The 18802-nt window shown below is 69.6% G+C and carries 14 protein-coding genes; 9 read left to right on the forward strand and 5 right to left on the reverse strand.

The features are described from left to right. Positions 1–68 precede the first annotated feature (68 nt). Positions 69–287, forward strand: coding sequence for a translation initiation factor IF-1 (gene infA, locus J7357_RS18185; RefSeq protein ID WP_004425677.1), 219 nt, complete (start codon positions 69–71; stop codon positions 285–287). A gap of 135 nt (positions 288–422) precedes the next feature. Here the strand turns inward: infA and clpA are convergent, their stop codons facing one another. Further along, positions 423–2705, reverse strand: coding sequence for an ATP-dependent Clp protease ATP-binding subunit ClpA (gene clpA, locus J7357_RS18190; protein WP_209248639.1), 2283 nt, complete (start codon positions 2703–2705; stop codon positions 423–425). Between the two features lie 123 nt (positions 2706–2828). After that, positions 2829–3149, reverse strand: a complete 321-nt coding sequence (gene clpS, locus J7357_RS18195; protein WP_010341728.1) for an ATP-dependent Clp protease adapter ClpS — start codon at positions 3147–3149, stop codon at positions 2829–2831. Positions 3150–3225: 76 nt separating this feature from the next. Here clpS and J7357_RS18200 point away from each other — a divergent pair, with 76 nt between their 5' ends. From J7357_RS18200 to J7357_RS18225, 6 genes are all read left to right on the forward strand, one after another. After that, positions 3226–3675 carry a hypothetical protein gene (locus tag J7357_RS18200; protein ID WP_209248641.1) on the forward strand — a complete coding sequence of 150 codons (450 nt, stop codon included), beginning with the start codon at positions 3226–3228 and terminating at the stop codon, positions 3673–3675. Then, positions 3675–4133, forward strand: a complete 459-nt coding sequence (locus J7357_RS18205) for an NUDIX hydrolase (RefSeq protein ID WP_209248643.1) — start codon at positions 3675–3677, stop codon at positions 4131–4133. The genes J7357_RS18200 and J7357_RS18205 overlap by 1 nt, the downstream gene beginning before the upstream one ends. Next, on the forward strand, positions 4130–5272 hold the full coding sequence (gene mnmA / locus J7357_RS18210) for a tRNA 2-thiouridine(34) synthase MnmA (protein WP_209248645.1): 1143 nt from the start codon (positions 4130–4132) through the stop codon (positions 5270–5272). Before J7357_RS18205 ends, mnmA begins: the two co-directional genes overlap by 4 nt. After that, a complete protein-coding gene (gene hflD, locus J7357_RS18215) occupies positions 5269–5883 on the forward strand; it encodes a high frequency lysogenization protein HflD (protein ID WP_209029260.1) in 615 nt (204 codons plus the stop codon). The genes mnmA and hflD overlap by 4 nt, the downstream gene beginning before the upstream one ends. Positions 5884–6031: 148 nt before the next feature. Then, a complete protein-coding gene (locus J7357_RS18220) occupies positions 6032–7222 on the forward strand; it encodes a methyl-accepting chemotaxis protein (RefSeq protein WP_209248646.1) in 1191 nt (396 codons plus the stop codon). A gap of 160 nt (positions 7223–7382) precedes the next feature. After that, positions 7383–7652, forward strand: a complete 270-nt coding sequence (locus tag J7357_RS18225) for a hypothetical protein (protein WP_343237431.1) — start codon at positions 7383–7385, stop codon at positions 7650–7652. Positions 7653–8338: 686 nt separating this feature from the next. On the opposite strand, the gene J7357_RS18230 is transcribed toward J7357_RS18225, so the two are convergent. From J7357_RS18230 to J7357_RS18240, 3 genes are all read right to left on the reverse strand, one after another. Continuing rightward, positions 8339–9658 (reverse strand): nitrate/sulfonate/bicarbonate ABC transporter ATP-binding protein, encoded by a 1320-nt coding sequence (locus tag J7357_RS18230; protein ID WP_010341738.1) that lies wholly within the window; start codon positions 9656–9658, stop codon positions 8339–8341. 16 nt (positions 9659–9674) lie between these two features. Further along, positions 9675–11432 (reverse strand): ABC transporter permease subunit, encoded by a 1758-nt coding sequence (locus tag J7357_RS18235; RefSeq protein WP_209248651.1) that lies wholly within the window; start codon positions 11430–11432, stop codon positions 9675–9677. Between the two features lie 525 nt (positions 11433–11957). Further along, entirely contained in the window at positions 11958–14747 is a 2790-nt protein-coding gene (locus J7357_RS18240) for a bifunctional diguanylate cyclase/phosphodiesterase (RefSeq protein WP_209248653.1), read from the reverse strand. A gap of 163 nt (positions 14748–14910) precedes the next feature. Here J7357_RS18240 and J7357_RS18245 point away from each other — a divergent pair, with 163 nt between their 5' ends. Both J7357_RS18245 and J7357_RS18250 read left to right on the forward strand, forming a co-directional pair. After that, positions 14911–17013: a PAS domain S-box protein gene (locus J7357_RS18245; RefSeq protein WP_244667646.1), complete on the forward strand. Its 2103-nt coding sequence runs from the start codon at positions 14911–14913 to the stop codon at positions 17011–17013. Positions 17014–17017: 4 nt separating this feature from the next. After that, positions 17018–18742, forward strand: coding sequence for an EAL domain-containing protein (locus tag J7357_RS18250; RefSeq protein WP_010341742.1), 1725 nt, complete (start codon positions 17018–17020; stop codon positions 18740–18742). Positions 18743–18802 lie beyond the last annotated feature (60 nt).

Genomic DNA, 18802 nt, shown 5'->3' on the forward strand with positions numbered 1-18802 from the left:
GGCGCGGCGCAGGCGAGTAAAATCCTCGCTCTTCAGGCCTTTGGCCGTTCCGAATCGCACAGGATTACATGTCGAAAGACGACTCCATCGAATTCGAAGGCACCGTCAGCGAGACGTTGCCCAATACCACGTTCCGGGTCAAGCTGGAAAACGGGCACGAAATCATCGCCCACATCTCCGGCCGCATGCGCAAGAACTACATCCGCATCCTGACCGGCGACCGGGTGAAGGTCGAAATGACCCCGTACGACCTGACCAAGGGTCGCATCACCTACCGCATGAAGTAATCCGCCACGGGCGGACATGAAGAAGGCGGCCACTGGCCGCCTTCCGCGTCTGCAACGATGGAACGACGGTGACCTCGCCAGGCGGCTGCAGCCTCTGCAGCCGCCTTTCGTCGTGCCTGTGCCCCGGGACAGGGCTCAGTCCACCGTCGCCGGCAGCAGGCGTTCCGGCTCGGCCTGGGTCTCCACCACCAGCTCACCGTCGCGCACGTCGATGGTGACGCGGCCGCCGTTGACCAGCTTGCCGAACAGCAGCTCGTCGGCCAGCGGGCGCTTGACCTTGTCCTGGATCACCCGCGCCATCGGCCGCGCGCCCATCAGCGGGTCGAAGCCGTGCTGGGCCAGCCAGTCGCGCGCGGTCGGGGTCGCCGACAACGACACGTGCTTCTCCTGCAGCAGCATCTCCAGCTCGATCACGAACTTGTCGACCACGCGCAGGATGTGGCTGAAGGCCAGCGGCTGGAACTGCACCACCGCGTCCAGCCGGTTGCGGAACTCCGGGGTGAAGCTGCGGCGGATGATCTCCATCGCGTCGGTGGAGTGGTCCTGTTGGGTGAAGCCGATCGAGCGCCGCGAGGCCTGGGTGGCACCGGCATTGGTGGTCATCACCAGGATCACGTTCTTGAAGTTGGCCTCGCGCCCGTTGGTGTCGGTGAGCACGCCGCGGTCCATGACCTGCAACAGGATGTTGAAGATGTCCGGATGCGCCTTCTCCACCTCGTCCAGCAGCAGCACGCAGTGCGGGGTCTTGACGATCTTCTCGGTCAGCAGGCCGCCCTGGTCGAAGCCGACGTAGCCCGGGGGCGCACCGATCAGGCGGCTGATCGAATGCGGCTCCATGTACTCGGACATGTCGAAGCGCACCAGTTCGATGCCCAGCTGCAGCGCCAGCTGCTTGGTGACCTCGGTCTTGCCCACGCCGGTGGGGCCGGCGAACAGGAAGTTGCCGATCGGCTTCTCCGGATTGGCAAGGCCCGAGCGCGCCAGCTTGATCGACGAGGACAGCGTCTCGATCGCCGGATCCTGGCCGAAGATCACCATCTTCAGGTTGCGCTCCAGGTGCTGCAGCACGTCCTTGTCGGTGGCGCTGACCTGCTTGGCCGGGATCCGCGCCATCTTGGCGACGATGGTCTCGATCTCCTCGATGTCGATCAGTTCCTTGCGCTGGCCTTCCGGCAGCAGCCGCTGGCGTGCGCCGGCCTCGTCGATCACGTCGATCGCCTTGTCCGGCAGCAGCCGGTCGCCGATGTGCTTGACCGACAGGTCCACCGCCGCCTGCAGCGCGTCGTCGGCGTAGGTCACGCCGTGGTGCGCCTCGTACTTGGGCTTGAGGCCCTGCAGGATCTCGAAGGTCTCGCCCACGGTCGGCTCGACGATGTCGATCTTCTGGAAGCGCCGCGCCAGGGCGCGGTCCTTCTCGAAGATGCCGCGGTATTCCTGGAACGTGGTCGAGCCGATGCAGCGCAGCTCGCCCGAGGACAGCGCCGGCTTGATCAGGTTGGACGCGTCCATGGTGCCGCCGGAGGCGGAACCGGCGCCGATGATGGTGTGGATCTCGTCGATGAACAGCACCGCATTGGGCACCTTCTTCAGCGAGGTCAGCACGCCCTTCAGGCGCTTCTCGAAGTCGCCGCGGTACTTGGTGCCGGCGACCAGCGCGCCCAGGTCGAGCGAGAAGATCACCGCGTCGGCCAGCACCTCCGGTACGCTGCCCTCGACGATGCGCTTGGCCAGGCCCTCGGCGATGGCGGTCTTGCCGACGCCGGCCTCGCCCACGTACAGCGGATTGTTCTTGCGGCGGCGGCACAGCACCTGGATGGTGCGTTCGATCTCGTCGCCACGCCCCACCAGCGGGTCGATGCGGCCATTGCGGGCCTGCTCGTTCAGGTTGGTGGCGTACTCGGCCAGGGCGTCGCCCTTCGGTTCGCCCTCACCTGCCTCGCCCTTCGGCTCGCCGTCGCTCGGCGCCGCCTGCTCGCCGTCTTCGCCCATCTTGGCGATGCCGTGGGACAGGTAGTTGACGATGTCCAGGCGGGTGATGTCCTGCTGATTCAGGAAATACACCGCATGCGAGTCCTTCTCGCCGAAGATCGCCACCAGCACGTTGGCGCCGCTGACCTCCTTCTTGCCGGAGGACTGCACGTGGTAGACCGCCCGCTGCAGCACCCGCTGGAAGCCCAGGGTGGGCTGGGTATCGCGGCCGTCGTCCTCGGCCAACCGGGCCACCGAGGCTTCGATGGCCTGTTCCAGGTCGCTGCGCAGGCGGTCGACGTCGGCGCCGCAGGCCTTGAGCACGGCCTGGGCGGAGGGATTGTCGAGCAGCGCCAACAGCAGGTGCTCCACCGTCATGAACTCATGACGGGCTTCCCGGGCGCGCTTGTAGCACTGGCCGATGGTCTGCTCGAGATCTTTGCTGAACATGGTGTACTCCGACGTCTGTTGCCGACAATATGTGGCTTGAGTTGCGAATTTCCACAACCCTATCGGATCAGTGTGTTCACACCGCGTTAGTCCGGGCAAACCGGTGACCGACGCCTCCCACTATCAGGCTTTTTCCATCGTGCACAACAGGGGGTGCTGGTTCATCCGCGAGAACTCGTTCACCTGAGCTACCTTGGATTCAGCCACCTCGCGGGTATAGACGCCGCAGACGCCGCGGCCGCGGGTATGGACGTGCAGCATCACCTGGGTGGCGCGCTCCAGGTCCAGGGAGAAGAACTGTTGCAGCACGGTCACCACGAAGTCCATCGGGGTGTAGTCGTCGTTCAGCAGCAGCACCTGATACATGGGCGGGCGGGCGACTTCCGGCTTGCCGGTCTCCACCATGACGCCATGATCGTGCTCGGGGGAATTCTTGCGGGGCATCCGCTCATTATATACGGGGCCTGCCTGGCGGGATTGGACGATCGCCGGCCCTGCCCGCACAATTCCCCTCCTTTCGATGGCGCTCCGCATGCATTCGACGATGTTCCCCAAGGTTCCGCTGCTCGCCGCGCTGCTCGCCGCCGCCCTGCCGGCGGCCGCCGAGCCGCCGGATGCGGCGCTGGGCAAGCGGCTGCAGGCGCTGGGCTACGACGTGCAGGCCGACGAGGATGGCGACTACCAGGTGCTGTTCGGCCTGCGCGACCACGGCCAGGAGCGCAAGCAGCTCACCTACGTGCGCTCGCCGGTGGAGACCTTCGGCAGCTACCGCATCCGCGAGGTCTGGTCGCCGGCCTACCAGGCGCAGGGCGACAGCCTGCCCGCCAAGGTCGCCAACCGGCTGCTGGAAGACGCGCAGTCGGACATCCTCGGTGGCTGGGTGCGCCAGGGCGGTACCGCCGTGTTCGTGGTCAAGCTGCCCGCCGATGCGATGGACGCCGAGCTCAACGGCGGCAAGGATCTGTTCTGATGACGGCGATCACCGAGCCCTGGCAGCCGGATGTGACCGTGGCCACGGTGGTAGTGCGCGACGGGCGGTTGCTGCAGGTCGAGGAAGCCATCGCCGGTGCGCTGGTGCTGAACCAGCCGGCCGGTCACCTGGAACCGGACGAGAGCCTGATCGAGGCCGCGGTGCGCGAGACGCTGGAGGAAACCGGCTGGCAGGTGCAGCCGACTGCCTTCATCGGCGCCTACCAGTGGAAGGCCGACAACGGCCGCCACTACCTGCGCTTCGCCTTCGCCGCCGACCCGGTCGCGCACGATGTGCAGCGGCCGCTGGACACCGGCATCGTGCGCGCGCTGTGGATGACCCCGGCCGAGCTGGAGGCCGCCGCGCCGCGCTGGCGCAGCCCGCTGGTGTGGCAGGTGGTGGCCGACTACCTGGCCGGGCGCCGCTACCCGCTGGACCTGTTGCGGCAGGTGGCATGAGCGGCGCAGCGGTCATGGTCGGGGTTTCCGGCGGCGTGGATTCGTCGGTGGCGGCCTGGCAACTGGTCCAGCAGGGCGCGGCGGTGTCCGGCCTGTTCATGCAGAACTGGGCCGACGACGGCAGCGGAGACTGCCGCGCCGACGACGACCGCCGCGATGCGGTGGCGGTGTGCGGGCGGCTCGGCATCCCGTTCCATTTCCGCGATTTCTCGCAGGAATACTGGCAAGGCGTGTTCGCGCACTTCCTGGCCGAGTACGCCGCCGGGCGCACGCCCAATCCAGACGTGCTGTGCAACCGCGAGGTCAAGTTCAAGCATTTCCTGGACGCGGCGCGGGAGCTCGGCGCCGAGCGCATCGCCACCGGCCACTACGCACGGGTGGACTGCGTCGGCGGCCGCTGGCGGCTGCTGCGCGGGCTGGACCGCAACAAGGACCAGAGCTACTTCCTGCACCAGCTGGGCCAGGCGCAACTGGCCGCGACCCTGTTCCCGGTCGGCGAGCTGCCAAAGGAGCAGGTACGCCGCATCGCCCGCGAGGCCGGCCTGCCGACCCACGCCAAGAAGGATTCCACCGGCATCTGCTTCATCGGCGAACGCGACTTCCGTGAGTTCCTGGGCCGCTACCTGCCGGCCCGGCGCGGCGAGATCCGCGACCCGCACGAGCAGGTCGTGGCCGAGCACCCGGGGGTGTTCTACTTCACCCTCGGCCAGCGCGAGGGCCTGAACATCGGCGGGGTGCGCGGGCGTGCCGCGGCGCCCTGGTACGTGGTCGGCAAGGACGTCGCCCGCAATGTGCTGTACGTCGACCAGGACCGCGACAGTCCCTACCTGATGGCCAACTGGCTGCAGTCCGAGACCGCCCACTGGATCGCCGGCGCGCCGCCGGCGCGACGGTTCGACTGCACCGCGCAGACCCGCTACCGCCAGGCCGACGAGCCCTGCACGGTCGAGGTCGGCGACGACGGCACCCTCTCGGTCCGCTTCGCGTGCCCGCAGCGCGCCGTCACCCCCGGGCAGTCGCTGGTGCTGTACCAGGGCGAGCAATGCCTGGGCGGCGCCGTGATCGCCACCACCGATGCCCCGCTGGAGCGCCGCCTGGCGCAGCAGGCCCCCGCCGTACACGAGGACTCCATTCGATGACCGATTCCATGGACGCGCGCATGCTGGCGCTGGCGGGCCTGGCCCAGGCCCTGCAGCAGGTGCGGCGCATCGCCGAGACCGGCCAGTCGGAGGCGTCGCTGGTGCGCACCCTGCTCGACAGCGTGTTCCGCATCGACGCGCCCAGCCCCGAAGCGGTCTACGGCCGCCGTGCCGACCTGGCGCCGGGCCTGCGCCTGCTGCACAACTACTTCCGCAACCAGGGCCAGGACGAGGTGCTGCCGCGGCTGGCGATGGCCGTGATCCAGCTGGAGCGGCGCTTCGCCGGCGATGCCGAGACCGACGCCAAGGTCGATGCCGGCCTGGCCCGGATCGCGCCGCTGCTGGAACGCCATGGCGACAGCACCCACCCGGAGGTGATCACCGCACTGGGCCAGCTGTATGCCGACACCATCAGCCACCTGCGCCCACGGGTGATGGTGCAAGGCAATCCGCATTACCTGGGCCAGGCCGGGGTGGTGGCGGAGATTCGCGCCCTGCTGCTGGCGGCGGTCCGCGCGGCGGTGCTGTGGCGGCAGATGGGCGGCAGCCTGTGGGACTTCCTGCTGGCCAAGCGGCGCATGCGCGAGACCGTGGACCGCGCGCTGCGCTGAGCCCGGAGGCGGAGGGCGCGGGCCGCCGCGCCCGTTCTGCGACGCCGATCCTGCGACAGGACGCAGGTTTCGACGATTCGGCGATGACGCTGCTAAAGACCCCGGGGGGGCGGCCGATACAGCAATCGTGAATCTGCCGAGAACTTCCATGTACTCACGCCTCCTGATCCGTCTGGCCGCCCCGCTCGCCCTGACGCTGCTGTTCCCCATCGCCGCCGGTTTCGACTGGCCGGCCCCGGTCCGTTGGGCCATCCTCACCACCATGACGCTGAGCTGGCTCGGCTTTGCCGGCTGGACCGCGTACAGCCAGAGCCGGCGCTCGCCGGAGCAGGCCAAGGTCATGCGCGAGCAGGACCACCTGCTGACCGAGCTGCGCAGCTTCGTCGGCAACGAGATCGAGGGCTCGCGCTCGGAGATCGAACGTGCCCGCGAACTGATCCGCCAGGCGGTCAGCGGCCTGGGTGGCAGCTTCGAGGCGATGAACCGCAAGTCGCGGCAGCAGAGCGTGGCCCTGGCCCGCATCGTCGACCGCGCCGGCGAAGACGGCGGCGCCGGGGTGGACGTGGCCCGCTTCGCCCAGCATGCCAGCCAGCGCATGGAGCAGCTGGTGGAGGCGCTGGAACAGGTCAGCGGCCAGAGCAGCACCACGGTGCATTACATCGACGACATGTCCCAGCACCTGGACGGCATCTTCGCCCTGCTGGAGGACGTCAAGTCGATCGCCGACCAGACCAACCTGCTGGCGCTGAACGCGGCGATCGAAGCGGCGCGCGCCGGCGAGGCGGGCCGCGGCTTCGCGGTGGTGGCCGACGAGGTGCGCAACCTGTCTGAGCGCTCGACCACCTTCAACGAGCAGATCCGCAAGCTGGCGCACAGCTCCAAGGACGCCATCGCCAAGGTCCGCGAGACGGTCTCGAACATGGCCTCGCGCGACATGGACCGCTCCCGCGAGGCGCGGGCCGAGGCCGCGTCGATGCTGGACAACGTGGCCGCGATCAACCACTCGCTGGGCGACGGCATGCGCGAGATCTCCGAGTGCGGCCGCGCCATCGACAGCAGCGTCGCCGAAGCGGTGCGTGCCCTGCAGTTCGAGGACATCGCGACCCAGGCCCTGGGTGGCGTGCACACCCACCTGGACCGCCTGACCGCGATCAACCGCGAGGCCGTGGCGCTGCAGGAACTGCTGCATCGCAATGGCGGCGTGTTCGACCACGAACTGCTCGACGCCCTGCAGCGGGTCGGCAACCGCCTGCGCGACATGCGCGTGGAGTGGGAGCGTCCGCCGCACAAGCCGGTGGCGCAGCAGAGCATGGGTGCCGGCACGGTCGAGCTGTTCTAAGTCCGCCTTGTCGTCCCCCACGCCATGAACCGACGAGTCCCCGGCCCCTGCCGGGGCTTGTCGTCTCTGCCCTCCCCGTCCGGCTCCGTCGATGTCGATGCATCTCCAGTCCCTGTCCCGAGTTGCGGCCATGTCCTGCGATGAAAGCAGCAGCGCGCACGTGTCTGCGTCAGAGCCGGTGGCCGATCCCGGCATCCGGCCGGCGGCCACACCGCGCCAGCCCGGCCACGCCCTGCGACGGCTGGAGACGCTGGCCCAGGCCGAACTGCGGCAATTGCTGATCGCGCGCGCACCGGCACCGCAGGACGCACGCATCGCCGACCCGGTCTGGGCCGGCCTGGCCTGGGACATGGGCCTGAACGGCAGCGCGGTCGCTGCCGCCGGCACGCCGGCGCCGCTGGTGCACTTCCCGCTCTACGACGGCGATTGAGTCGACGCGTCGGCGGCGTTGGCATCGCACGGTGCCTGATGTGGCAGCGCGTTCGGGGCACCGCGCTGGAGAGTGACCCGGCCCCATCTCTCGATTTTGCTTGGTGGAGGCCGCGTGGCCCATGCACGCGTCACGACTGTGGCAGCGGCTTCAGTCGCGACAGGCGGTAGGGGAATGCTCCTGTCGCGGCTGAAGCCGCTCCTACGCGAGCACGACGGGCCCACCAGGCCGCGGAAAAGCCGCGCCGTACGGCTTTTCAATCGCCACAAGCGAGCGACACGTGCCTGGCCGGCCGCATGCAGTCGGGACTGAAGTCCCTCCCACAACGACTCCGATCGGATCGCGACATCGTTGCTGCAAAGGCGCATTAGGCGGCGAGCTACGACACATTGACCGATCGACGTCGCATCCAGGCGCGCGCCTGAACCCTTCTCCGAATCGCGAGCGCCCGGCCGTGGGAAAGCGTCACTGTGGGAGCGACTTCAGTCGCGACGCGCGATGCCGTCCGGCGCTTCGATGCGCCCGCAATCGGGACTGAAGTCCCTCCCACAACGACGCCGATCAGATCGCGACATCCTGCTGCAAGGCGCATTGGGCGGCGAGCAAGCTCATGCTTGACGCCAGCAATGTTGGCCGTCCCGTCGCGGCTGGAGCCGCTCCTACGCGAAGCTGTGCAGCTCCCTTGATCAGCTCGGATTCTCCAGCGAGAACAGATCCGCCTGCTTGTCGTAGGCGAAGTACTCGGCATAACGCGCCCAGCTGGTGACCGCCTGCACCGTCTCCGCCGCATAGGCCTCGGACATGTGGTCTTCCAGCTCGTCGCGGAAACGGCGCGCCGGTGCGTGATGCGCCGGGCGTTCGTCGAGGACGCGGCGGATGTGCGCGGCCAGCGGCACGTAGGTGGCCAGGTGCTGGGCGAATAGCTGCTTGCGCGCGTCGGTGCCCAGTTCGGCGAAGCGCTGTCCGGCCGGGGTCAATTGCAGGTCGCCCTGCTCGAACACGGCGAAGCGCAGCAGTTGCAGGGTCTCGGCGATCGGGAACAGTTCGTCCACTTCCAGTTGCAGGCCGGCCGCCAGCGGCGGCAGGTCGGCGCGGCCGTGGTAGGGCTCGGCCGCCACCGCCTCGATCAGGCCGGCCAGCAGGTTGCTCGACACGCGCGGCAACACCATGGCGATGCCGCTGCCCGGGAACACGCCCTCGCGGGTCTGCGGCCGCTGCGGGCTGGCGGTCATGCGCGCGTAGATGTCGTCGACCAGGGCGCGGAACGCCGGCGCCAGACGGTTGCGCGGCTGCGGCAGGGTCACCTCGATCTCGCCGATCACCCGCCCCGGATTGGCGCCGAAGATGACGATGCGGTCGCACATCAGCACTGCCTCCTCGATGTTGTGGGTGACCATCAGGATCGATTCGATCGGCATGCGCCCTTCCGACCACAGGTCCAGCAGGTCGGTGCGCAGGGTCTCGGCGGTCAGCACGTCCAGCGCCGAGAACGGCTCGTCCATCAGCAGCAGCTTCGGCCGCACCACCAGCGCCCGCGCCAGGCCCACGCGCTGGCGCATGCCGCCGGACAGTTCCTTCGGGTAGGCGCCCTCGTAGCCGTCCAGGCCGATCAGGTCGATCGCCGCCAGCGCACGCCGGCGGCGTTCGTCGGCGGCCACGCCACGCGCTTCCAGGCCTACTTCCACGTTCTGCAGCACGGTCAGCCACGGGAACAGGGCGAAGCTCTGGAACACCATGGCGATGTCGTCGGCGACCTGGCCGGGCGCGGCGTCGCGGAAGGCGATGCTGCCGGCGCTGGGCTGCAGCAGCCCGGCGATGGCGCGCAGCAGGGTCGACTTGCCCGAGCCGGAACGGCCGAGCAGACCGACGATCTGCCCCGAGTGCAGGGTCAGGTCGACATCCTCCAGCACCACCAGCGGCGTCGCCCCACCCTTGTCGTAGGTCTTGCGCACGCCCTGCACGCGGACCAGCGGGGCGCGTTCGGGCACGCTTGCGGAATAGCTCATGGTCGGTCTCCAGGAATCAGTCGAAACGCAGGCGGCGTTCGGCGAACACGTACAGGCGTCGCCAGACCGCGCGGTTGAAGAGGGTCACGAACAGCGACATCACCGCCACACCGAGCAACACCCGCGGGCCGTCGCCGGCGGCGGTGGCGCGGGCGATGTAGGCGCCCAGGCCGTAGGCCTGCACCTGGGTGTGGCCCCAACTGGCCAGCTCGGCCACGATGCTGGCGTTCCAGGAGCCGCCCGACGCGGTCAGCGCACCGGTGATGTAGTACGGAAAGATGCCGGGCAGGATCACCCGCCGCCACCAGGTCCACGAACGCAGGTGGTAGATCGTCGCGGCCTCGCGCAGATCGGTGGGGAACGCGCTGGCGCCGGCGATCACGTTGAACAGGATGTACCACTGGGTGCCGAGGATCATCAGCGGCGACAGCCAGATGTTGGGATCGGCGCCGGTGCTGACGATGGCCAGGACCGCGAACGGGAACAGCACGTTGGCCGGGAACGCGGCCAGGAACTGCGCCAGCGGCTGCACCCGCTGCGCCACCTTCGGCCGCAGCCCGATCCACACGCCGATCGGCACCCACACCAGGCTGGCCAGGGCGATCAGCACCACCACGCGCAGCAGCGTGGCCAGGCCACCGCCGAAGGCCTCGGCCAGGTCGTGCAGGCCCAGGTGGCGGCGGCCGTAGTCGTAGGCGAACCAGGCCGCGGCCGCGCCGGCCAGCGCCAGCGCCGCGCTCCACAGCCGGTCGCCCCACACCCCGCTGCGGCCGGGTACCTGCGGCGCGGGCAGCAGTTGCGGCTGGCGCCGCGGCGTCCAGCGCACCAGCATGGCGCGCTGCCAGACCCAGGCCAGCGGCGCGACCAGCCGCTTGGCCAGGCGCGTGCGCCGCAGCAGGTCGTACAGCCACGACTGCGGCTTGTCCTGCGAGGCGGTGAGTTCGGCGCGGAACTTGTCCGACCAGGCCACGATCGGGCGGAACAGCAACTGGTCGTACAGCGCGATCAGCACCGCCATCGCCACCACCGCCCAGCCGACCGCGGCGAAGTTGCGCTGGGCGATCGCCAGCGCCAGGTACGAGCCGATGCCGGGCAGCTCCAGCGTGTGGTCGCCGACGCTGATCGCCTCGGAGGCGACCACGAAGAACCAGCCGCCGGACATGGACATCATCATGTTCCAGATCAGCGAAGGCGTGGCGTACGGCGCCTCCAGCCGCCAGAAGCGCTGCCAGGCGCTGAGCCCGAAGCCGCGCGACACCTCGTCCAGGTCGCGCGGCACGTTGCGCAGCGACTGGTAGAACGAGAACGCCATGTTCCAGGCCTGGCTGGTGAAGATGGCGAAGATCGAGGCCAGTTCGGCACCGATCTGCCGACCGGGGAACAGGCCCAGGAAGAAAGTGACGGTGAAGGTGAGAAAGCCCAGCACCGGCACCGACTGCAGGATGTCCAGCGCCGGCACGATCACCCGCTCGGCGCGGCGGCTCTTGGCGGCCAGGGTCGCCACCACGAAGGTGAACACCAGCGAGGCGGCCATCGCCGCGAACATGCGCAAGGTGGTGCGCAGGCCGTATTCGGGCAACTGCCACAGGTCCAGCGACACCGCATCGGTGCCGGCCGGCGGCAGCGGCGCGCGCATGTCGGTAGCGCCGTGCAGCAGCAGCGCCCCCAGCCCCAGCAGCAGGGCGAACACCGCCAGGTCGTGCAGGTTGGGCAGTACGCCGGGGCGTGCGGCGAGCTGTCCGGGCGCGGTGCGGTCGCGAGCGAATGGCAGCATGGGAAGATCCGGCAAGAGCGGCAGCGGGCGCCGCAGGAAAAAGGACGCTGGCGCGGGTCGCGGAGCGGACCGCCCAGTGTGACCGGGGAAGATGTACGGCGTGCGTCAGCCGCTGCCGGCTGCGCGGGCGTCCCCAGGCAATGTGGCGCAGGCAGGACGTCGCCACCGCGCGCGAATGGGCAGCGAGGTCAGGTGGATCGGGAACGATGGCGATGGCAGGCGCATGGGCGGCTCCGACGACGGGCAACGCCAGGGGCTACGCTCGGAGTCCTCGCGGATCGGGCTTGCGCACTCTCGGAATCAAGGCCAGCGCCGCAAGCGGCTGGCGAACGATCCCGTCCTGAGCGGACGGGACCCATCTGGGACGACCCAGACCGTGGCGGTCCTGTCAGCTCTGTCGCTGCAGCGTCGGTCTAGGATGACTGTCCAAGGAAGGTGGCCTCTGGCCGGGAAACGATGGGCGCGCGCAGTATAGCCAGCTGCTGCGCCGCCGCAAGTCGGCACGGCGCACGCAGCGCCGCGCATTCACTGCGCAGCCAGCACCAACCGCGGGTGCGTGGCCGGCGCCACCTGCTGGCGCGCGCGCAGCCAGGCGGCCAGCTCGCGCGGCGGCAACGGCCGCGCGTGCAGGTAGCCCTGGATCTCGTCGCAGCCCTGCTCGCGCAGCAGCGCCTCTTCCTGCACCGTCTCCACGCCCTCGGCCACCACCTGCATGCCCAGCGCATGGCCGAGCTGCACGATCGCCTGGGTGACCTTGGCGGTGCCGCTGTCGTGCAGCATGTCCTGCACGAAGCTGCGGTCGATCTTCAGGCGCTGCACCGGGAAGCGGTTGAGGTAATGCAGGTTGGAGAAGCCGGTGCCGAAATCGTCCACCGCCAGCAGCACACCTTCCTGTTCGAACAGTTCGAAGCACCGGCGCAGCGACTCGCTGTCGCGGATCAGCGCCGATTCGGTCAGTTCCAGTTCCAGCCGCTTCGGCGACCAGCCGTTGCGCTGGCACAGCTCGATCACCCGCTCGGCGAAGCCGCGGTCGCGCAACTGCATCGCCGAGACGTTCACCGAGACCCGGTCGAAGCTCAGCCCCGCCGCATCCCAGGCCGCGGCCTGGCGGCAGGCCTCGCCGATCACCCAGTCGCCCAGGCGCACGATCTCGCCGCATTCCTCGGCGATGGGAATGAACTCGGCCGGGTTGCAGTGGCCGTGGCCGGGGCGGTGCCAGCGCAGCAGCGCTTCCACCGCCGGGGCGCGCTCGCCCGCCGCATGCACCAGCGGCTGGTACACCAGCGAGAACTCCTCGCGGTCCAGCGCGCCGTGCAGCGCATGCTCGATCTCCAGACGCCGCTGCGCGCGCAGCAACACGTCCTGGCTGTAGTAGTGGCAGGTGTTGCGCCCGGATTCCTTGGCCGCGTACATCGCCGCATCGGCCGCGCGCAGCAGACCGTCGAAGTCCTGGCGCCCCTCCTCCATCAGCGCGATGCCGATGCTGGCGCCGATCTTGATCACGTTCTCGCCGCTGTGCAGCGGCTCGGCCAGCGCCGCGATCAGCTTGCGCGCCACGTGCCCGGCGTCGCCCGGCTCGGCCAGGTCGCGCAGTACCACCACGAACTCGTCGCCGCTGAAGCGGCCGAACAGGTCGCTGGTGCGCAGCTGCTGATGCATGCGGGTGGCCGCCAGCTTCAGCAGCGCGTCGCCGGTGGCGTGGCCGAAGGAATCGTTGATGCTCTTGAAGCCGTCCAGGTCGACGAACAGCATCGCCAGCGTGGTGCCGCGCTCCACCGCCTCGTGCATCGCCTTCTCGGCCTGCTCGCGCAGCAGTTGCCGGTTCGGCAGACCGGTCAGCAGGTCGTAGTGGGCCAGCAGCTCGATACGCTCGCTGGCCTCGCGTTCGCGGGTGATGTCGCGGAACAGCACCACGAAGCGCGGCGGCAGGCCGTCGCGTTCGTCCAGCTCGATCAGCACCTGCACCCAGATGCGCTGCCCGGACGGACGGTGGAAGCACAGGTCCAGTTGCTCGGGCAGGCCGCCCTCGGCGATGCGCACCAGCGCCGACTCGAACGCATCGCGCGAGTCCTGGGTGTACAGCGCCAGCGCGTGGTCCAGATCGATGGCCTCCTTGCGCAGGCCATGGATGCGGTAGCACTCCTCGGTCCACTGCATGCGCCGGGTGCCGACCTCGATCTCGCAGCCGCCGATCTTGCCCAGCGCCGAGACCCGGTTGAGCAGTTCGGTGCGCCAGCGGATCAGCGCGTCGGTCTGACGCTGTTCGGTGATGTTCTGCACCTGGCCGAGCACGCGCTGGATGCGGCCGTCGGCCTCAACCTGCGGCTGCGCCCACACCCGCAGGTGCAACGGCGACTCGCCGCCGCGCACCAGCTCGACCTCGAAGTTGGCCGGCTTGGCCTCGCGCACCATGCGCCGCCACACCGAGATCAGCTGCGCCATCGAATCGCGGCTGAGCAGGCGCAGCCAGCCGCGGCTGCTCGGCGCCTGCTGTTCGTCCAGGCCGGTGACGCGCAGAAACTCGCGCGAGCACCAGACCCGGTCGCGCAGCGGGTCCCAGGACCAGCTGCCCATGCGGGTCATGCGCTGCGCCTCGCGCAGCAGGGTCTGCTGGTCGCGCAGGCGCTGCTCGAGCAGTTTCTGCTCGTGGATGTCGGTGTGCGTGCCGATCATGCGCAGCGGGCTGCCGTCGGCGGTGCGCGCCACGATGCGGCCGCGGTCCAGGATCCAGTGCCATTGCCCGTCCTGCCGGCGCAGGCGGAACTCGCACATATAGGTTTCGGTACGGCCCTCGAAATGCGCGCGGATCGCCTGGCGCAGGCGCTCCTGGTCGTCGCCGTGGACCAGCGGCAGCAGCGCGTTCAGGCCATCGGCCGGGGCATCGCCCGCGTAGCCGAGCATCCGCTTCCAGCGCTCGGAGCGGAAGATGGTGTCGCTTGGGATGTCCCAGTCCCACAGGCCGTGTTCGGCGCTGTCCAGGGCGATCTCCCAGCGGGTAGCGCCATCGCTGCCGACCGGTTCGGGCACGCTGAGGGTATAGGCCAGCAGGCCGCCGCTGTCGTCGCGGACCGCACGCAGCCAGCCGTCCAGGCGCCGCCCGGCGGTGCCGGGCAAGGCGCAGGCCAGCATGGTCTCGCCGCCGAGCAGGCGCTCGCGGGCCGCACGCAACAGCTCGGCATACGCCTCCACCGTGCGCGGCAGCTCCAGCGCCTGCGCTGCCCGGTTCGCCGCCAGCGGCCTGCCATCGGCGTCCAACAGGACGAGCGCCGAGGTGAGCGGGTGCTGCAGCAAGCTTGCGATGACGCCTTGATCCACGCCGAGATACTCCGTTTCGCCGCCCTGGAGGCCAGCGGTCGAAGGTGATAACGGCACCCGGTGGCATTAATTGAGCGCCGGCAGCGCCCGGCGATGGGCCGCGGCGGCCGTCAGCGGCTAAGATGTCCGCCGGACACGGACCACCGCAGCAGGCTGCCGGGGCATGCAACCACAACGCGACAGCTCCCTGCCCACCCAGGCGACCTCCGGCATGCGCCTGGCGCAGCGCCTGGACCGCGGCATCTGGCGGGTGGTGCTGCTGTATGTCCTGCTGGGGCTGGCGCTGTCGATCGGCAGCGACCTGGTTCTGGCGCATTTCGTAGACGATCCCCGCACGTTGATCGTCCTGCAGCTGGCCAACGACGCCCTGTTCCTGGCCCTGACCGCGGTCGCCCTGTACTACCTGCTGCGCCCGCTGGTGCGCGCCGCGGTGCAGGCGCACACCCGGCTGGCGCTGTCGGAGGCCGGCTACCGGCAGATGTTCCACGCCAATCCCAGCCCGATGCTGGTCTACGACCTGGAAAGCCTGCGCATCCTCGACGTGAACCCCGCCGCGGTCGCTTTCTTCGGCTGGTCGCACGACGAGTTCGTCGGCCTGGAGCTGGCCCGGCTGTGGCCGCCCAGCGCCAGCGCCCGCCTGGCCGAGGTGATCGAGACGATCCGCCAGACCCCGTCCAAGACCTGCGTGGTGGCCGAGCCGCTGCGCCTGCGCGACGGCACCCAGTGCATGGCCGAGGCGCGCAGCACCAGCCTGGACTACCACGGCCGGCAGGCGCGGCTGGTGGTCATCAGCGACCGCAGCGCCGAATACGACGCGCAGCGCCGCCGCGACCAGGCCCTGCAGCATCTGCAGGAGGCGCAGTCGATCGCGCGGCTGGGCTCCTGGCAACTGGACCGGGCCAGCGGCCTGGGCAGCTATTCCGAGCAGGTCTACCGGATGCTCGGCCGGCGCGTGCCGGACCAGCCGCGCCAGCACCGCCTGGAAGAACTGCTGGTCCCGCCCGACGTGGCCTCGCAGGCGCGCATCCAGCGGGTGATCGAGGACCTGTGCGGCAGCGCGCCGCTGCAACTGGACATGCTGCTGCCGGTGCTGGCCGCCGACGGCCAGGCGCGCATGCTGCACCTGCGCGCCGAATCGGCCAGCGACGACGAAGGCCGCGCCTGCGTGCACGGCACCCTGCAGGACGTGACCGAGCACGAGCGCTCGCGGCGCCTGCTGCACGAGCGCGAGGAGCAGTTCCGCGAACTGGTGCGGGTGCTGCCGGACGGCGTGGCGATCCTGCACCAGGAACACGTGCTGTACGCCAACGCCGCCTGCGCCGGGCAGTTCGGCTTCGAGGGCGAGAACCTGCTTGGCGAGCCGCTGCAGGGCCTGGTCGACAGCGCCGACCTGGCGCTGGTGCGACAGCGGATGGGCGCGGCCGGGGCCAAGGGCGAACGCGGCGCCACCGCGCGCATGTGCCGCCGCGACGGCTCGCTGTTCCATGCCGGGCTGTCGTTCGGCAACGTCCGCTACAGCGGCCGCGACTGCAAGCTGATGATCGTGCGCGACCTCAGCGAACCGGAGCGCATGCGCGACGCGCTGGCGCAGAGCAACCGCGAACTGCAGGCGATGGCGCGGCGCCTGTTCTCGCTGCAGGAAGACGAGCGCCGGGCGATCTCGCGCGACCTGCACGACGACATCGGCCAGGCGATCACCGCGATGAAGCTGTCCGCGCACGCGGCGCTGGACGAGACCGACGCCGAGCGCCGCCGCGAGGACCTGAGCGAGATCGTGCAACTGGCCGACAGCAGCATCACCAAGCTGCGCAACCTCTCCACCCTGCTGCGTCCGCCGCAACTGGACGCGCTGGGCCTGGAGGCGGCGCTGCGCTGGCAGGCCGGCATGCTGTTCCGCGCCTCGCCGGTGCGCCTGCAACTGGACATCGCCGCCCTGCCCGAGCGCCCCAGCGGCGAGGTCGAACAGGCCTGTTTCCGCATCGCCCAGGAGAGCCTGACCAACGTGCTGCGCCATGCCAGCGCCGGTGAGGTGCGGATGACCCTCGGCGACGAGGAACGCCAGCGCCTGCGCCTGGAAGTGGTCGACGACGGCGACGGCTTCGATCCGGCCGGGCCGCGCGGCCTGGGCCTGATCGTGATGCGCGAGCGCGCGCAGAGCGCTGGCGGTACCCTGCAGATCGACACCGCCCCCGGCGCCGGCACCCGGGTGACGCTGTGCCTGCCCTACACCACCGCGGCACCGCCGTCGCCCCCGCCTGGAACCTGAGCCGATGTGGAATCCCGCCAGCGCCGTACCCGTGGACGACGAACTGCCGTCGCGCCTGGGTGCGGGCCATCCCGCCCTGACCGGCATGATCGCCGAGGCGCTGGCCGGCGGGCCGGGGGTGATGTTGCTGCACATCGACATCGACCACTTCGCCTCGATCAACGAGAACATGAGCCCGGAGGTCGGCGACCAGGCGCTGGCGCTGCTGGCGCACCGGCTGCAGGCGCACCTGCGCGGCCGCGGCCTGCTGTGGCGCCACGGCAGCGACGAACTGGTGATGGCGGTGCCGCGCACCGCCGACGTGCCGCCGCCGGAAGCCTTCGCCGAGGAGATCCGGCAGCAGATCGAACTGCCGCTGTCGGTGCTGCCGTACACCCTGTTCATGACCGGCAAGATCGGCGTGAGCCTGTGCCCGGAACATTCCACGCGCCTGTCGACCCTGCTCGACTTCGCCGAGGACGCGGTCTACCAGGCCGCACGCGAAGGCGGCAACCTGGTACGCCTGTACGCCGCCGACGGCCCGCCCAGCGCGCACAGCGAGAGCATCATCTCGCGGCAGATCGTCGACGCCATCCCCAACGGCGAACTGCGCCTGCGCTACCAGCCGATGGTCAGCGCCCGCGACGGTCGCGTGGTCGGCATGGAATCGCTGCTGCGCTGGCAGTCGCCGACTTTGGGCATCCTGGTGCCGGAGCGCTTCATGCGCACCGCCGAGCGCCTGGGCGTGATCGTGCAGATCGGCACCTGGGTGATGGAAGGCGCGCTGCGCCAGGCGCGGCTGTGGCGCGACCAGGGCTTCGACGACTTCACCATCGCGGTCAACGTCTCCACCCTGCAGCTGCTGCGCCCGACCTTCTTCAACGAAGTAATGTCCGCGCTGCAGGCGGCCGGGGTGCCGCCGCAGATGGTGGTGCTGGAGATCAACGAGAGCGCGCTCACCAACAACGTCAATTTCGTCCACGAGACCCTGGCCAACCTGTGCCGCGAAGGCATCAGCCTGAGCCTGGACAACTTCGGCACCGGCGATTCCAGCCTCAGCGCGCTGGTGCGCTACCCGGTGGACAAGCTGAAGATCGACCGCAGCTTCATCAAGAGCGCGCCGGCCGGCAACCGCGAGGCGGCGATCGCCCGCGCGATCATCGCCATGGGCCACCAGCTGGGCATGGTGGTGATCGCCAACGGCGTCGAATCGCAGGCGCAACTCGGCTTCCTGCGCCGCAACGACTGCGACATCTTCCAGGGCTACCTGTTCGGCGAACCGATGTCGGCCGAAGCCGCCGGCATGGCCCTGCGCCGGCGCTACCTGCGCCCGGAATCGTTCACCGAGACCCGCCCGGACCGCACCCTGCTGCTGCTCGACGACGAAGAGAACGTGCTGCGCTCGCTGGTGCGCCTGTTCCGCCGCGACGGCTACCGCATCCTCGCCGCCGGCAACGTCCGCGACGCCTTCGACCTGCTCGCCACCAACGACGTGCAGGTGATCCTGTCCGACCAGCGCATGTCCGACATGAGCGGCACCGAGTTCCTGGGCCGGGTGAAGATGCTCTACCCCGACACCATCCGCCTGGTCCTGTCCGGCTACACCGACCTGGCCACCGTCACCGACGCGATCAACCGCGGCGCGATCTACCGCTTCCTGACCAAGCCCTGGAACGACGACGAACTGCGCGAACACATCCGCCAGGCCTTCCGCACGCACGACGAACAGCGGCGGGATGCGGGGCCTTGAGGGGCTGGGATTGGGGAATGGGGAATCGGGAATGGGAAAAGCCGCATCGCGGCTTTTCAT

This window comes from Xanthomonas sp. D-109 (genome assembly GCF_017746095.1).
Taxonomy (GTDB): Bacteria; Pseudomonadota; Gammaproteobacteria; order Xanthomonadales; family Xanthomonadaceae; genus Xanthomonas_A; species Xanthomonas_A sacchari.

Excerpts from the sequence above, each read along its gene's own strand:
- infA (WP_004425677.1), top strand. The coding sequence starts at position 69 with ATGTCGAAAGACGACTCCATCGAATTCGAAGGCACCGTCAGCGAGACG.
- clpA (WP_209248639.1), bottom strand. The coding sequence starts at position 2,705 with ATGTTCAGCAAAGATCTCGAGCAGACCATCGGCCAGTGCTACAAGCGC.
- clpS (WP_010341728.1), bottom strand. The coding sequence starts at position 3,149 with ATGCCCCGCAAGAATTCCCCCGAGCACGATCATGGCGTCATGGTGGAG.
- J7357_RS18200 (WP_209248641.1), top strand. The coding sequence starts at position 3,226 with ATGGCGCTCCGCATGCATTCGACGATGTTCCCCAAGGTTCCGCTGCTC.
- J7357_RS18205 (WP_209248643.1), top strand. The coding sequence starts at position 3,675 with ATGACGGCGATCACCGAGCCCTGGCAGCCGGATGTGACCGTGGCCACG.
- mnmA (WP_209248645.1), top strand. The coding sequence starts at position 4,130 with ATGAGCGGCGCAGCGGTCATGGTCGGGGTTTCCGGCGGCGTGGATTCG.
- hflD (WP_209029260.1), top strand. The coding sequence starts at position 5,269 with ATGACCGATTCCATGGACGCGCGCATGCTGGCGCTGGCGGGCCTGGCC.
- J7357_RS18220 (WP_209248646.1), top strand. The coding sequence starts at position 6,032 with ATGTACTCACGCCTCCTGATCCGTCTGGCCGCCCCGCTCGCCCTGACG.
- J7357_RS18230 (WP_010341738.1), bottom strand. The coding sequence starts at position 9,658 with ATGAGCTATTCCGCAAGCGTGCCCGAACGCGCCCCGCTGGTCCGCGTG.
- J7357_RS18235 (WP_209248651.1), bottom strand. The coding sequence starts at position 11,432 with ATGCTGCCATTCGCTCGCGACCGCACCGCGCCCGGACAGCTCGCCGCA.
- J7357_RS18245 (WP_244667646.1), top strand. The coding sequence starts at position 14,911 with ATGCAACCACAACGCGACAGCTCCCTGCCCACCCAGGCGACCTCCGGC.
- J7357_RS18250 (WP_010341742.1), top strand. The coding sequence starts at position 17,018 with ATGTGGAATCCCGCCAGCGCCGTACCCGTGGACGACGAACTGCCGTCG.